Origin of the sequence: Streptomyces sp. 13-12-16, assembly GCF_002114215.1 — a bacterium.
In the GTDB taxonomy this organism is placed as follows: Bacteria; Actinomycetota; Actinomycetes; order Streptomycetales; family Streptomycetaceae; genus Streptomyces.
Genome location: NZ_NCTE01000977.1, coordinates 4,734 through 19,859, shown reverse-complemented (window position 1 = coordinate 19,859; position 15,126 = coordinate 4,734). Strand labels below are relative to the sequence as shown.

Below are 15,126 nucleotides of genomic sequence, written 5' to 3'. Positions count from 1 at the left end.
CTCGACGGGAGGACAGCGCCTCAAGCGGTATGTCGCCGTTGAGGTCTGCAACCTGGTCAGGACGGCATGAACCGCGGCGCGGCCACCAGTGCCACGGCCTCGGTCAGAGTCAGGCCAGCGACGTCACCGAGACTGTGCAGCCAGCGCAGCCCGCCACCCTTACCCGCCTGGGCGTAGTCGCCAAGGCGTTGGCCGCCGGGGGCCTATCCACCGCCGACAACGGCGGCTAACGTCAGGTTTCTTGAGCGCCGCAGTGCCGACACGAGGCAGGTCGCCCTCCGACGTCGTCGGGCTCTTCTCCATACGTATCCGGACGGGCGGTTCGAATGAACAAGATCAAAATGATCCTCATCCAGGCCGACGACAGCGAGAATCACGGAACCTACTTCAATTCGGCACCCCTCGGTATTCACCGCATCAGGAAATGGCTGGAAAGCGAATTCAAGGAAGGGATCGAAGTGACCTGCTTCGATCCTAACCTCTACGCGGACGCCCGCGAGACACTCAATGGCCTCCTGGAGGAAGCGAGATTCGAGATCGTTGGGTACAGCCCTCTGCATGACACCCTGTCGCGGGACATCGGCCACATGCTGGACGCCGGCGACATACTCCCGCATGCATTACATATAGCAGGAGGCCAGCAAGCGGGACTCTCGAGAGAGCTGCTTTTTCGGCACGTTCCGAATCTCAGTCTGATCGCTCGCGGGGAAGGTGAAAAACCTCTCACTGAACTGCTGAAAAAGGTTCACGAGTACGGGACCGATGCGATCGGGAGGAACCCCGGGCGGTATTTGTCTCACGTTCGAGGATTTTATATCAGAGGCGGTGAAAGGTCATTCTTCACCGGGTACCCCGAACCGTTCACGGTGGAAGAATTCACGCGCGCCACGCTCGCAGTGGACTTCACGGATGTGGGACTGGAACTGTACTGGGACCAGTTGAAGGCCCACTATTCCGCGGAGCAGCTCGATGATCCGATCCTGCTGGGGAAGATCCTCACCATCAAGCCGTACACGAGTAACTACTGCCCCATGGGCTGCGCATTCTGCAGTACGACCACCTTTCACCGTGACGGAAACGGCAGGACCGCCAAGGTCATCGCCATCCGCAAACACGACCTAGCCGCATACGTGCGGAATCTGCTCCTGAAGAATCCGCAGGCCCGGAAGGTGATGTTCAAGGATGACCTGTTTTTCCTCAGAGGCGGTTCGAGGAGCGATCTCCTGGAAGATCTCCAAGCGCTCGAGGACGTTCGGAACGAGGTTCACGCCCTCGACGGTAGGAACGTCACCTATCACGGCAAGGCCCGGGTCGACACCTGGGTCGACCCGAGGACCCTCACGGTCGACACCCGCCTTCTCGAAGCGACACGGCGCGCAGGATTCACCGGGGTGAGCATGGGCTTGGAGACCTTCGATCCTGATGAACTGGAGGCGTACAACAAGAAACTCGGGTCCGACGGGGCCGAGGTCAACCGGTTGGCGTTGGATGCCTGCCGACGATACGGGATGAACGTGGTCTCCTACATCATCCTGTCGGGCCTGTACTCGACAGTGAAATCGCTGACTCAAAACGTTCGATGGATCACACGGTCCTTGTCGGACGGGCATGTCATGCGCATTAATGACCGGCTCTTCAGTCTGCCCGGCACGAAAATTGATCTGGACCTGCAGGAAAGCGGCGAGGGAATTACCCTTGAAACAGATTCGCCCGTGGTGGGACACGAGCACATCCGGGTCAGGCGTGTCGTGTCTGTCTTCCCCCGGGATCCCGAGGCCCGAGAGGTGATGGACGAATTCGAGAGGTCACTTGCATCCTCGAGAAAGGAGTGGCAGAAGAGGCTCGGGGTGAGCCACTGGATTCCTGAGGTCGAAGGTCCACACAAGATGTGGCTGCTCAATCGGATCCTGGCAGGGCGCGCGCACCTGCCCGCCGGGGAGAGCGAGCGGATCGAGGAGGCGCTGGAGGCCATGCTGCTCGGTTACAGCGGCTCACACCGATCCGTCTCGAACGAGCAGACCAGCGCCTGACCGAAGGATGCCCGCGGACCGAGGGAAGGACGTTGGTGGAGCGCGTACTCGTCACCGGAAGCAACGGATTCATCGGCTCACACCTGGTCGAGCATTTGGCCGGGCTCGGTCTGTCGGTTCTGGCTGTCGACCACCAGCCACCGCGCTTCGGAGAGCCCTGGCAGTGGCCCGGCGTGCGCACCCTCGACGTCGACCTGCGGGCCGATCCGCTCGAGGAGTTGGTTGAAGGACGCGACGCAGTCTTCCACCTCGCCGCACGGCCGGGAGTGCGAGGATCGTGGGGAGCCGACTTCGGCGACTATCTCTCCGCCAACGTCACCGCGACCCACAGGCTCGTGAACGCTTGTTTCCACGGCGGCGTACCGCGCCTGGTGTTCGCGTCCTCGTCCAGCGTCTACGGTGAGACCACGGGGCCGAGTTCCGAGGCCGACGATTGTCGGCCGCTGTCGCCGTATGGCGTGACCAAGCTGGCCGCCGAGCAGTTGTGCCTTGCATACGCGCGCCGTCCCGGCAGCCCGCTCAGCGTGGTCGCATTGCGCTACTTCACGGTGTACGGGCCGCGTCAGCGCCCCGACATGGCTTTCTCCCGGATGCTGTTCGCCTGCTACTCGGGCGTGCCGTTCAGGATGTTCGGCGACGGTACACAGAAACGGGAGTTCACGTACGTCGGCGATGTCGTCGACGCGACGGTAGCAGCGGCGCGTGTAGCGGCCCGGGACGAGATCGTCAACGTGAGCGGTGGCGCGAGCGTGTCGCTGCTCGATGTGCTCACGGTGGCGGCCGCGGTCACGGAACGACGCGTCTTGCTGGACGTGTCCGGAGCGCGGCCAGGTGACGCGTGGGCCACCGTTGCTGATCCGTCACACGCCCGGCGGCTGCTCGGACACCGGCCCCGGGTGTCCCTCGCCGAGGGCCTGGAGCGGCAGGCGCGGTGGCTGCGCGGCCTCGGCCAGGACCAGCTCAAGGTCTTCGTCGCCGAGGAGGGCCGGTAACCGCCGTGGGGTCCGCACGGAAGCCGGGCCTGATAACCGGTCGCCACCCTGTCGACTGTCCGGCCGGTTGTTCGGAGAGCAACCAGGTGTGCACGAGCCCACCGACCACGCATCGGGCGTAAGAGCCCTACCTCACACCCGGGCCGTCGGCGCTGCGGGCCGCCGGCCTGATCAGTCCCGGCGGTCCGGGGCCTCGCCCACCAGGTCCCGCCAGTGCCCGGTGATCACCTCGCGCAACGTGTCATGGAACAGCCGGTAGAGCGTCACCCCGTCCTCCTGGTCTGCGGTGAGGTACGCCCCTGCGCGGGAAGCGAGCAGCCAGGCAATCTCCTCGTCACCGTAGGGCTGCGAAGGGGAGTCGCGGGACAGGGCGTTGGCGACCACGGGCCAGATACCTTGCCGCGGCATTCCCCGGCCGTACGCGTACGCCACGGCGCGGAGCAGCTCCACCGCGACGAGCCGGTCCCCCGGGTTGGGGAAGATCCGGCGCAGGTCATCTCGGAAGATCCCCACGAGACCTTCTGTGAGGACGGCCCGCCATTCCTGGGCGAGGGGGTCTACGGCACGGTCCCGGGCGGCGAGATTCCCGGCGGCCGCGCGGGCCATTAGGTACGACGGTCCGGCGGCGTCGGCGACGGCACGGGCGACTTGGTCGGCCAGGGACTCCTGCTCGGCGTACGGGGAGTTCTCGTCGCCGAGCAGAACGGCCCGCACGCAGGCGGCGATGTCGTCCCGCCGCCAGTAGGGGGGGTCGTCGAGCCGTATGCGCTCGGCGCGCAGCAGCGCTTCGGCACGGTCCGCGAGGGTGTGGGTGGCGGGCTCCGAGTCGGCGGTCTCCGCTCCGCCCGGCGACCGCATGCCGACGATCAGCCGCAGCCGGCGGTGTCTGGTGTGCGGCGGCTCGAGCCGGCCCAGCAGATCCTGGAGGAGACGGTCAGGGTCGGCGGCCTCGTCGGGCGCGTCCACCACCACGGTGACAGGTTCCGACGTGCTGTCACGCCAGTCCGCCCAGGCTTCGAGCCACTCCTGCGGCGAGGGCGGTCCTCCCGGCCGGCCAGGGGCGGGAATCGCCAGCGCCGCGAAGATCCGGGCCATGACCTCGGTGCCGCTCAGCCCCGCGGCGTCCACGAACGCGTCCACCCGGTACGAACCGCCGAGTGCCGCCAGCTGTGACAGGGCCGCCGACTTCCCGCTGCCCGCGCACCCCGTCACCAGCAGCGCCTGCGGCGGTCCGGCGGCGGCCCGGATCAGCCGGTGCATGAGTGCGCGGCGGCCGAAGGCGTCCTCTTCGTCGTCCTCGCCCCCCGGGGCACCGGTGTACGCGGGATGCGGCAGACAGGGATGCGGTCCGTAACGATGGGATCCGAGAGGGTGGAGCGTTCGTCCGAGTCTGCTCTGCACGCCCAGGACGAACTCCTCGACATGGAGCAGCGGGCCGGGCTTGTACGCGTATGGGCGGGCCACGACGTCCTCGAGGAACTCTGAGATGGCCGTGGTCAGCGCGCGGCTGTCCGCCTCTTCGTCACGCGCGGCGCTCGGCAGGATGAGCCACCCGGGGGGAAGTGTGCTCTCCCGTTGGACGAGATCGGCGCTGAGTTTCTCGGCATAGCACTCGTCGACGATGACCAGCAGGTGCTCGATGCCGCTCTCCGCGAGCCAGGCGATGAGCTGACCGGTGCGCTGCGCGGTGCCCGCGTGGCCACCCTTCATCGTGCGCCGCAGGACACTCCAGTGGGTCTCGTCGGCGACCGTGCCGTGACCGGTGATGTAGACCACCGCGGCGTCTGCCTCACGCCACCGCGCGTGCGGCTCGGGGTCCTGCAGGGCGTGGCTGATGTCCGTCAGGGTCGGGTTGTCGGCGAGATGCGGGTGGAGGGGGGTGAAGCGCCGTCGGCCCAGCGTCCTCGCGCAGAGCCAGTCCCGCATCACGCGGACCTCGTCGTCCACCGGCAGTTTCTGCGGCTGCCAGTGCGGGTCGTCATAGTCGGCGGTCGCGATCGCCACGAAGTGGCGTCTGAGGACAGCCTCGTCGGCGACCTGCGTCACGGGGTTGTCGCCGCGAGGACCTCCCGCACCGCCGCCCCTGTCTCCCGTTTGCCGAGATATCGGGTCACGGAGTGCGCGTCGGCCTGGTTGTCGACCTGCCGGTCGTCCACCTTGGGCCACCGGTCGGCCAGATGCCTGCCGCCGGTCACGGGGTCGCGGGGATCGAGGACGTTCACCCAGGAACGCACCCCCACCGGGAGGCCGTGCACCGCGCCGTAGCGGGGATTGGGCATCCGGGACCGCACCATGCGCAGGCCCAGCGGCGATCCCATCGTCAGCAGTAGGTCGAGGCGGCGGCGCCTGTGCCGACGCACGTACTCGAACGCGACAACGGAGCCCAGGGAATGGCCCATCAGCACCCGGCAGTCCTCGGGGACGGCGGCGTCGACGCGGTCGTCCACCTCCTGCTTGAGCGCCGGGTCCCCCAGATATCTGCGCACCTGCCGGAAGGCGCCCACGTACAGCAGGGCCGCTCCCGGGCCGTAGCGGCGGTCGACGGCACGCAGGACTCTCTGGACGGATGTCGGAACACGTGTGTAGCCCTTGGCCGGTGCCGCCTCGGCGTCCGCGATGTCCTGTGCGTCGACGATGTCCGAGAGGGCGTCGAGGAGTTCCTCCTGTGTGGTGCCGTCGCTCAGGTCCGTGAGCCAGGAGGTGATGACCTCCGTGTCCGGTCCTGAGCCCTTGCGGGCGGAGCCGTCCGAAGGCTTTCTGAGGAACAGGTCGGCGTAGTAGACGAGGTCGAACGCGGGGACGGCGACCGGCCCGCCGGCCGCCCGCTCGAGTCCGTCCCCGAGGGCGGGGCCCCACTCTGTGAGCATCTGCCGGCGGCCGAGTTGTTCCTTGCCTATGCCGTGGATGCCTACGACGGCTGCCATACGGGTCCTACCTTTCTCTGGCGGACGGTGCAGGGGGACCGGACCGGGTTCCTCGTCCGCCCGGCCAGTGTCCGGTGAGTTCGGCGGAGAGGGTGGCGAAGTGGTCGCGGAGGTCGAGGTGACGGAACTGGTAGGCGATGCCGGCGCGGCGGAGCAGTCCGGCATCGTGCGCCTGGGCCAGCACGTGTGTCAGGCGGAAGGCCAGCGTGCCCCGGCAGCAGATGAGCAGCGCGATGTGCCGCCGCCAGGCGTCGGCGACGAATCCGAAGCCGAGCGAGAAGCCGGCTCCGACGGACACCAGGGTGACCTGAAGCGCTGACGCCGAGAGCGGCAGGTAGTGCAGGAGGACAGCGGCGATCGCCGCCAGCATGGAGCCCGACACGCAGGCGGTCCGGACGTCGTTGGCGATGAAATCCTCGAACACGGGGTTGCGGACGTGGCCGGGTTCGGCACCGCCCCGCAGGGCCGCGCGTACCGCGAGCACGAGGGCGAATCCGCCGCCGCCGGTGCCGGCCAGCATGCCTCCGGCCGGGCCGAGCGACCCCAGCGCGAGGCGGGTGGCCAGTCCGAAGACCAGTCCCACGGCTGCAGCGACCGCGGCCAGGACCCGCACGTCCGCCCCCTCTCGTACCGCGAGGGCCGATCCGCTTCCGAAGATCAGCGCGAACATGGCCGCATAGGCGGCGGTGAACCCCGGGGCACCGGTGGCCGCGAGGAGGATCAACATGAGTAGGCCCACCGCCGCGGCGGCCGAGAGCCGTCTGACGCCCGTCGGGGTGCGGAATCTGCCCAGTACGACGTTACGGGGATGCGGCCACTGGGCGAGGCTCGTGTGGGCGGAGTAAGCGGGGAAGAGACCGAGTACGCCGTATACCACGGCTTTCAGCCAGAAGGGCCATGCCATGTGTCCGACGGCCCAGAGCACGGCTGCGGCGGCTGGAATCCACAGCAGCAGGCTGAGCGCGGCGGTGACGTAGCGCGGGGCGCGCGGCCCGCCCACCGGCCACAGTTCGTGCACGACCAGGTCCACGCCCGAGAGCGTCTTGCCTTCCTCCACGCCTGGAAGTGCCCTTCCCTCGTCACCCCGGCCGCGCTTGTCGTGAAGGTACGCGGCGAGGGTGGCGAGGGTGCGGCGGGTGGGTTCGCGGCGGCGGGCGACGGCGGGGCGGCTGAGCAGTTCCTCGACGAACCGCCCCACGGTCACGGGTGGTGTGTCGTCGGACCATCCCGGGGCTGTGAGGTCGGAGAGGTCCCGCGCGTACCCGTCACCGGACTTCTTGTCGTAGATGATGACCGCCATGGCCAGTCGCCAGGGCAGGTTGAGGTATTGGGCGAGGCGGCCGTTGGCGTCCTTCTCCAGATGGGAGAGGACGTCCGCCCAGCGCTCTTCGTCCGCGACGCTCCTGATGTGGCGCTGCACCTGCTTCGGGCTGAGCCGGAGCATCTGGACGGCGACGGTGTCCGTCAGTCGTGCCCCACGGCTGACGAGTCTGTCGTGGGTGTCGGTCCTGCAGGTGAGCACGAACGGGATCGGCTTGTCGAAGCGCTCGGCCTTGTTGAGCTGTTCGACCACTTCGGCGGCGCGGGTCGGGAACGGCGTGTGCGGGGGGTCCATCTCGTCGAGGCCGTCCAGCAGTGGCAGAACGAGCCCACGGGTCACCAGATCCTGGGCCTGGGCCAACGGTATCCGGGTGTCTCGGGAAATCTCCTCCGCCATCCAGGCGGACAGGTTCCGTGAGGTGTCCCACCGGGAGAGTGAGAATCTCCAGGCGACCAGTCCCCCAGGCGCGCGCTCGTCCAGCATCTGCAGGAGCAGATGGACGAGGATGACGGTCTTGCCCGACCCGCCCTCGCCGAGGAACATCAGACGTTCATTCTCGCAGCCTCGGTAGTAGGAGGCGACGTCACTCAGCCGACTGGCGCCGCTTCCCTGCGGATGGCCCGCCGAGTCACGTAACCGCCGGAACAGCAGGTCCATCGGTGCTCCGGTCTCCACCAGCTGGTCGAACTGACGCCGCTCACGCGCTGCACAGATGCCGGCGAGTTTGTCGGCGAGCGCGGGCGCGGAGAGGTCCTGTGCCTCTCCGGTGGCCGAGAGCACGCGCACGGCGTGCAGGGCGGCCAGTGCGGCCGCCGCGAGGACTGCGGTGGCGGCGCAGACCGGACGCCCGATGTGTGGCGGGCTCCAGCCGTATAAGGTCTGCGCGAGCAGCGCAGCTAGGGACAGCATCAAAAGACCTGCGACGGCGAACGTCGCGGCGGCTCGGGCGGTGAACGCCTGCCGGTAGTCGTGCACGGCCGGCGCTCCATCCGACGAACGTGAGATTACACGGACACAACTGGTGCCAGGATATAGCCGTTTGTGTACCAGAGAGAGGGGTCTGTGAGGGTCGGACGGCTTGTACGGATCGAGCCGGTCCGCCTCGCAGGCCGGGGAGGGCGGGCAGTCATGACGGACGACACTGACGCGCGGGCGCACCGGCGTATCGCCCGGGCCCTCGCGGACACGATCGCCGGCTCCTCGTCCGAGGCCAGCCCCCACCCCTACATCCGGCGCCATCTTGCCCGTCACGCGGCGGCGGGAGGCGTGCTGGACGACGCCCACCTCGCTCCGGCGTTCCTGCCCTGGGAGTCCGGCGCAGCGGTGCGGGGGCTGATGGGGCTTCCGGTGACCGGCTCACCGCACACGCGGGCACTCGCGGCGTGGGCGGGTATCGAGCCCTTCGCCGGTGACGCCGACTACCGCTCCCGCGCCTCCAGCCTGCACCTGGCCCTCTTCTCGGGTGGGCGGGGCCCGCGTCACCCCACACAGGCAGTGCCCGGCTCGCTGGTGCGGCCCCTGTGGTCGGACTGGGAGCTGCCGGCCAACGTGGTGGCCCGAACCGCCGCAACCGTACGCGGCCTCGCGCGGGTTCCGGTTCCCGGCGGACGGTGGCTCCTGGCCGCCGGGGACGCCGAGGGGACCGTCCGTCTGTGGGACCCCGTGACCGGAGCCGCCGTGGGCGTGCCCATGACGGGGCACGAGGACGGCGTCGATGCCCTGGTGGCGCTCACCCCGCCCGGCGGCCCCGCGCTCCTCGCGTCGGCGGGGCGGGACCACACGGTGCGGGTGTGGGACCCGATGACGGGGGCCGAGGTGCGGGAACTCACCGGCCACGAGGACTGGGTCAACGCGCTCACAGTGTTCCCTGGGCCGGACGGTTTTCCGCTCCTCGCGTCAGGGGACGGTGAGGGCACCATCCGGGTCCGGAATCCGGCGACGGGCGCCGAGGAGGCCGTCATCTGGTCGGCGCACGCCGCGCCGGTCCGCGCTCTGACGGCCGTCACGACGGAGCGGGGGCGCACTCTCCTTGTCTCGGCCGGCCACGACGGTGCGGTGCGCATGTGGGATCTGTCGACGGGCGTGCCCGTGCGGGAACTGCGCGGCGGCGACGCCCGGATCAACGTGCTCGCCGTCTTCACAGGAGCGGATGGGCGGGCGTTGATGGCCACCGGGGACGGCAAGGGCGTCCTGCGCCTTTGGGATCTCGACCGGTCCGACGTACCGAGGGTCCTCGGAGTCCACGAGGGCGACGACGGCCAAGAAGGCCACGAGGCGCACACGGGGCAGATCACCACCCTGAGCGGGTTCGAGGGTGTGGACGGCCGGTTCCTGCTGGCCGCCGGAGACGCCACGGGCGCCATACGGGTCTGGGACCCGGCCACCGCAACCGCCCGATACGCCCGCGGCGGGCATCAGGGCGCCGTCACCGCCATGGCCGTGCTCACCGGAAGCCGGCACCGCCAACTGCTGGCCACCGCCGGCGACGACCGGACGCTGCGGCTGTGGGATCCGGCCGCCTTCGTGGACGCGCCCGGACCCCATACCCGGCGCCGCGACCGGACACAGACTCTCGTGACGGTCATCAGTACCGAGGGCCGACCGACGGCTGTCCTGGCCGACCGGGACGGCATTGTGGAGGTCCGCGACGTCCGGTCAGGTGCCGTCACCGGCCGGTGGGGCGACCGCGTCCGCGTCCCGGTCACCGCCGCCACGGCCGTGGCGTCCGGAAGGCGCCTCCTGCTCGTCGCCGCGTCGGCGGACCGCCGCGTACGATTCACGGTGGCGACAACAGGTCAGGAAACCACCGCGCCGCTGGCATTGGTGGTAGAGCCCGGGACGACGGTGACCGCGTCAGCGGCGTTTGCCGCTGCGGACGGCAGCCCGCGGTGCGCCCTGGCGGTCACCGACGGCACGGTCCACGTTTGCGATCCGTCGGGCGGGACGGCGTATTGGTACCGCTCCGGCCATTTGGCCGCTGTCACGGCCATGACCGTCTTTCCTGGGCGCGGCATGCGTCCCCGTCTCGTGACCGCCGGCCGTGACGGGCTGGTCCTGGTCCGGGACGCTCTCACGGGCAGCGACGCCGGAAACCGGATGGCCGGTCACAAAGGCGCGGTCAACGACGTGGCGGTTTTCCGGGACGACCGGGCGAGGACCCTCCTCGCCACGGCCGGTTCGGACGGAACCGTACGGCTGTGGAACGCGTCGACCGGCGCCGAGGAAGGCGTCATCACCGGCCACGGCGGCGAGGTGAGCGGTGTGGTGGCCTTCACAAGCGCCCGTCAACGGCCCCTGCTCGCCGCCGCGAGTGACGACTGTGTCCTGCGGGTGTGGGATCCCGGCACCGGCGAGTGCGTGCTCAGCGTGGTGTGCGGCGCTCCCGTCCAAATCACCGGCGTGCCGAACGGCGTACACCCCGCCTTGCTGTTGAGCGGCCCGGCCGGTTACCTGTGCTTCGAGATCGACACCGAGGCACTCTAAGGAGCCAGGTCGTGGAAGCTCAGCGCGGTGTCCACGTTCCGCTCCAGCAAAGAGCGCGCTCCGTCGGGAAAGGCCCCCCAACCGGCGGCGACCCGGGCGTCCTTGGCGAGCATCAGGACCGCACGTTCGGCCCTGTCACGGGCACCGGTCGCCTCCAGCACAGACTTGATCTCACTCACCTGCGTGTCGGACAGGTCCTCGCGGCCGGCCAGGTCCAGGACCCGCGCCTGCACTGGAGTCGCCATGGTGCGCGCATACTCGATCAGCATGCTGAGCCGCCGCTCGCGCAGGTCGTTCGGCGGCTTGCTGCGCGAGGTCCCGAAGACGCCCTCGAGGTCATTTCTGAGGATGTAGGCCCTGCCCAAAGGTTCGGCGTACGCGCTCAGCGCGGCCATCAGAGGGGGCTCTCCCCCGGCGAGCGCGCAGCCGATCTGCAGGGGCAGCAGCGCCACATAGCGGCCCTTAAGGGTGACGACCCGCTCGGCGGAGCCCGGCGAACTGGTGTTCCCCTCTTTCGCCGAGACGACCAGGTCGATGTGCTGGGACGCCCACAGGTCGGCGGCCGACCTTCGCCACACGTGCTGTGCGCCGCTCACGCACGACGGCTCGACGGCGAGCAGAGCACGGGCGAATGCGTCCTCCGCCCAGCGCAGCAGGAGGGCGCCCTGCCAGAGCGCCACACCGCGGCCGAACGACCCGGCCCACGGCTCCTCGGCGTGCAGTGAGGCGTACGCAGCCCACACCGTCGGCTGCTGGCGCCTGTGATGCGACGAGTCGACGATGTCGTCGTAGATCAGTCCGGCCTCGTGGAAGAATTCGGAGGCGATCGCCGCGTACGCGGGCGCTTGCGACTCCGCGTCTCCTCCCGCCAGCAGCCAGCCCAGATAGGTGAGGACCGGGCGGGCGGGAAGCCGGTGCACCGGCAGTTCCTCGATGACGGCCATGAGGGAGGAACGGGCCGGCTCGGGTAAGTCCGCTGCCAGTTCCCGGTGTTCGTCGAGGATCCGCGACCTCAGCGGTACCACTGACGACGCGTAGTAGTCCATGATCTGCCTGGCGTCCATGTCGTTGTCTCCCCCGTCGCGACGCACCAGCGCCGAAGGGACGCGTCGGCGCCGTCCGCCGTCCCGGGCGTCAGCGTAGTGCGCCGTGCGCGAAATGGTCCCGCAGTTCGAGATGGCGGAACTGGTAGGCGATTCCGGCCCGTCGCAGGAGACCGGAGCGGTAGGAGTGCTCCAAGGCGACGCCCAGCCGGACCGGAAGGCGCCCGCGCGCCAGGAGGAGCATGGAGACATGCCGTCGCCAGGTGTCGGCGACCGCGCCCAGACCCACGGACAGGCCGACCCCGCCAGCCGCCACGGCGATCTGCAGCAGTGAGGCCCCCAGCCCGGGCAGGAGCGCGAGCATGGCCGCGGTGATCGCTGCGGTCAGCGTGCCCGAGACCAGTCCGGTGCGGAGGTCGTTGCTCACGAATTCACCGAAGACGGGATTGCGCACATGTCCGGGCGTCGCCTCCGGCAAGCGCAACGCGGCCGCCACGGCGGCGAAGAGGGCCAGCCCCGCCCCGGCGGTGCCGAACAGCAGTCCGCCGGCCGCACCGAGGAAGCCGACCAGTACCCGCCCCAGCAGTCCCAGGAGCAGGCCCGTCGCAGTGCCGGTCAGGACGAGCAGCCGGCTGTCCGCGGTGTCCCGTACGGCCAGTGCGATCCCGGCGCCGAACACCACCGCGAACGAGATCGCGAACGCCACGGTGTAGTCGGGTCGCCCGGTGGCCGCCAGCACCGTGCCCAATGCCAGGGCGCCGGGGAGGGTCATCGCCAGCCGCGCCCGACCGGCCCTGGTGCGCAGTCGGCCGAGCACGATCCGTTTGGGATGCGGCCACCAGGCGAGGCTGGACCACAGGGAGCGCAGCGGCAGCAGGGACGCCGCGATGGCTATGCCCGCGTCGAGCGCCGAGGGCCAGTCCATCCGTCCCAGGACCCACCAGACGACGAATGCTGCGGGCGTCCACAGCACCATGCTCAGGGCAGCGCTCAGCCAGCGGGCAGAACGTGCTCCCGTGATCGGCCACAGCCGGTGAACGACGATGTCCACATGGGGCAGCGGTTCGCCGCCGGCCCGGCGCTGCAACGCCTGGTTGTCCACTAGGTAGGCGGCGATCTCGCTCAGCATGCTGCGGATCCGGCGAGCTTCGCTGCCGTCCGAGCCGCCGGCGCGCAGCAAGGTGGCTGCGTACAGGGACACCGGCCCGGCGTCCGGCGGGGCCGACTGCGTCCGGATCAGATCCGAAGGATCCCGCAGATGACCCCCGTCGTCGTCCCGTTCCTCGTACAAGGCTGTTACTACGGCCAGGTGCCACGGGACGGACAACTGTTGGGCCAGCCTGCCGTAAGGGCGGCGCTCCAGTTCGCCAAGTACCTCGTGCCATCGTTCGTGTCCCGGAAGGCCGTCGACGCACTGGCGGATCCGCTCGGCGTTGAGCGCCGACATGACGACGGCGGGCGTGGCCGGATGACCATCCGACGCGGCCAGTATCTGGTGGACACCGTCTCGGCAGGCCGTCACGAAGGGGGCCGGCTTGCCCTCTCGTGTCCGTTCGTGGAGAGCGCGCCATGCCGCCGCGGCCCGGCACGGGTGTACCGCGCCCGAAGGGTCCATTTCGTCCAGGCCATCGAGCACCGGCAGGATCATTCCCTCCGAGACGAGCAGAGCGGCCTGGCCGAAGGACAGGCCGCTGTCCCTGGCCAACTCCCTCGTCATCCACCGGTCCAGACCCTCTCCAACGTCCCAGCCGGCGGCGGAGAGTCGGTAGGGCACCGCCTCGCCCGGCCCGCGAAGGTCCAGCAGCCCGAGCGCCATGCGGATGAGAAGACAGGTCTTGCCCGTGCCGCCCCCGCCCACCACGACCAGACGGGCGTCGGCGGTCCGCCGGTAGAAGTCGGCGATGCCGGCGCTGGGCGTCGTCTCGGGATCGGACGCCCCCTGTCCCGGCACCGTGAGTGGCCGGAAGCCCACGTCCATGACGGGACTGTGGTGGATTAGTTGACGCAGTTGCTCGGTCTCCCGCTGCAGTACGCTCGGGGCGAAAGCGTCCGCCAGCGCGCGTGCGTCGTCCCGCCGCCCGGTCCTCATGACGCTCACCTCATCACCCCGGCGATGCTGTTCCCTTCACCGTAATGGCGTTCGGGACCGATGGATCCGAAAGCGCCTGCAAACAGAGGGGGAACAGCGGGCGGCCCTCACCGTGCTTCAGGTCAACGGTGCTCAAACCTCTGCGGGGCGATGGTGGGCGCGGGATGATTGTCCGCGCGGTCGTCGTCTCTTGACAGAGGTCGGGAACTGGTGCCTGAGGGATTATCCGCTTGACCTTGCGTGCAGCGACAAGTGTCGGCGGGCGTCGGCCGAAGCACACAGCGGGCCAGCCGCGCGCTGAACGGCTTTACGACGAGCGGGAGGAAGACCACGGGGATAGGGCGATGCATGCCTGCACCGGGCCGGCGGGCTGTGTCCCGATAGGTATCTCGGGTTCTGAAGAAGTCAAGCAGTTGCTGCCGCTGTGGAAGTCGTGAGCGGATGGAAGGCGCGTTCTTCGTCGACGTGAGTCCCGCGGGAACTGTCTCCCAGTCACTGCCCTTGCAAGGCGACCGCGTTGGGATGGTTGGTGAGCCACCAGTGGCACACGTTCCAATGGTTGTCCTTCCCGCCGGCGTCGTCGAACGTCACCACGGCAACGGCCGGGCCACTGCAGTGAGGACTCGGCGGGGTGTGCATGCTGCACCCGAGCCGGTTGTCCGGCGACACTTCGTCGATGGCCGTGATGACGGATTTCATGACATCAGCCTACGGCGGTGTCGTACAGGTGCTTGCGTCCTAGTAGGGCTTGGTCAGGTCCGGAGTGGGGTGGGTATGTCGCGGTGGCAGGTGGGGCAGGCGCCGGTCCAGAGGGCGAGGAGTGTCTGCAGCTCGCGGACGACCTGGTAGAGACTCAGACCTGCGCCGCGTCTTTTGGGGCTCGCGCCAGTCGTTGCAGCGTGCAGAAAGCATGCGCGGCGGAGACGAGGGTGACGTGGTGGTGCCAGCCCTTCCACGTGCGGCCCTCGAAGTGGGCAAGTCCCAGGGCCTGTTTCATCTCCCGGTAGTCGTGCTCGATGCGCCAGCGGAGCTTGGCGAGGCGGACCAGTGTAGTCAATGGTATGCCGGAGGGCAGGTCGGACAGCCAGTACTGCACCGGCTCGCTCTCGCCGGCGGGCCATTCGGCCAGCAGCCAGCACGCGGGCAGTTCCGGTCCGTCGACGCGCTGGCGGACCTCGCGTCCGGCAGGCCGGATGCGCAAGGCCACGAAACGGGAGTACATCCGCTTGCGGCCCGAGCGGCCG

Annotated in this window: 10 protein-coding genes; 3 read left to right on the top strand and 7 right to left on the bottom strand. The window is 69.2% G+C overall.

What is annotated here, in order from left to right:
* Nucleotides 1–326: 326 nt before the first annotated feature.
* A complete protein-coding gene (locus B7767_RS33510; RefSeq protein ID WP_143652761.1) occupies nucleotides 327–2,030 on the top strand; it encodes a radical SAM protein in 1,704 nt (567 codons plus the stop codon).
* 35 nt (nucleotides 2,031–2,065) lie between these two features.
* On the top strand, nucleotides 2,066–3,022 hold the full coding sequence (locus B7767_RS33505; RefSeq protein ID WP_085575393.1) for an NAD(P)-dependent oxidoreductase: 957 nt from the start codon (nucleotides 2,066–2,068) through the stop codon (nucleotides 3,020–3,022).
* 171 nt (nucleotides 3,023–3,193) lie between these two features.
* Here the strand turns inward: B7767_RS33505 and B7767_RS33500 are convergent, their stop codons facing one another.
* From B7767_RS33500 to B7767_RS33490, 3 genes are read right to left on the bottom strand one after another with little or no spacing between them, the layout of a single operon-like run.
* A complete protein-coding gene (locus tag B7767_RS33500) occupies nucleotides 3,194–5,068 on the bottom strand; it encodes an ATP-binding protein (protein ID WP_085575392.1) in 1,875 nt (624 codons plus the stop codon).
* Nucleotides 5,065–5,946, bottom strand: a complete 882-nt coding sequence (locus B7767_RS33495; protein ID WP_085575391.1) for a hypothetical protein — start codon at nucleotides 5,944–5,946, stop codon at nucleotides 5,065–5,067. The genes B7767_RS33500 and B7767_RS33495 overlap by 4 nt, the downstream gene beginning before the upstream one ends.
* A gap of 7 nt (nucleotides 5,947–5,953) precedes the next feature.
* Complete coding sequence (locus B7767_RS33490; RefSeq protein ID WP_085575390.1) at nucleotides 5,954–8,242, bottom strand: NACHT domain-containing NTPase; 2,289 nt, start codon at nucleotides 8,240–8,242, stop codon at nucleotides 5,954–5,956.
* Nucleotides 8,243–8,395: 153 nt separating this feature from the next.
* Between B7767_RS33490 and B7767_RS33485 the strand changes: the two genes are divergently transcribed.
* The gene (locus tag B7767_RS33485) at nucleotides 8,396–10,750 is read left to right on the top strand and encodes a WD40 repeat domain-containing protein (protein ID WP_085575389.1); all 2,355 of its coding nucleotides are present in this window, start codon (nucleotides 8,396–8,398) and stop codon (nucleotides 10,748–10,750) included.
* On the opposite strand, the gene B7767_RS33480 is transcribed toward B7767_RS33485, so the two are convergent.
* The 4 genes from B7767_RS33480 to B7767_RS45120 all read right to left on the bottom strand — a co-directional run.
* Nucleotides 10,747–11,814 carry a polyprenyl synthetase family protein gene (locus B7767_RS33480; RefSeq protein ID WP_179167389.1) on the bottom strand — a complete coding sequence of 356 codons (1,068 nt, stop codon included), beginning with the start codon at nucleotides 11,812–11,814 and terminating at the stop codon, nucleotides 10,747–10,749. The genes B7767_RS33485 and B7767_RS33480 overlap by 4 nt on opposite strands.
* 70 nt (nucleotides 11,815–11,884) lie before the next feature.
* Entirely contained in the window at nucleotides 11,885–13,882 is a 1,998-nt protein-coding gene (locus B7767_RS46745; RefSeq protein WP_179167388.1) for a hypothetical protein, read from the bottom strand.
* A gap of 492 nt (nucleotides 13,883–14,374) precedes the next feature.
* Entirely contained in the window at nucleotides 14,375–14,581 is a 207-nt protein-coding gene (locus tag B7767_RS45940; RefSeq protein WP_143652760.1) for a hypothetical protein, read from the bottom strand.
* A gap of 154 nt (nucleotides 14,582–14,735) precedes the next feature.
* A partial coding sequence (locus B7767_RS45120) for a transposase (protein WP_143652766.1) occupies nucleotides 14,736–15,126 on the bottom strand: 391 nt, incomplete at its 5' end.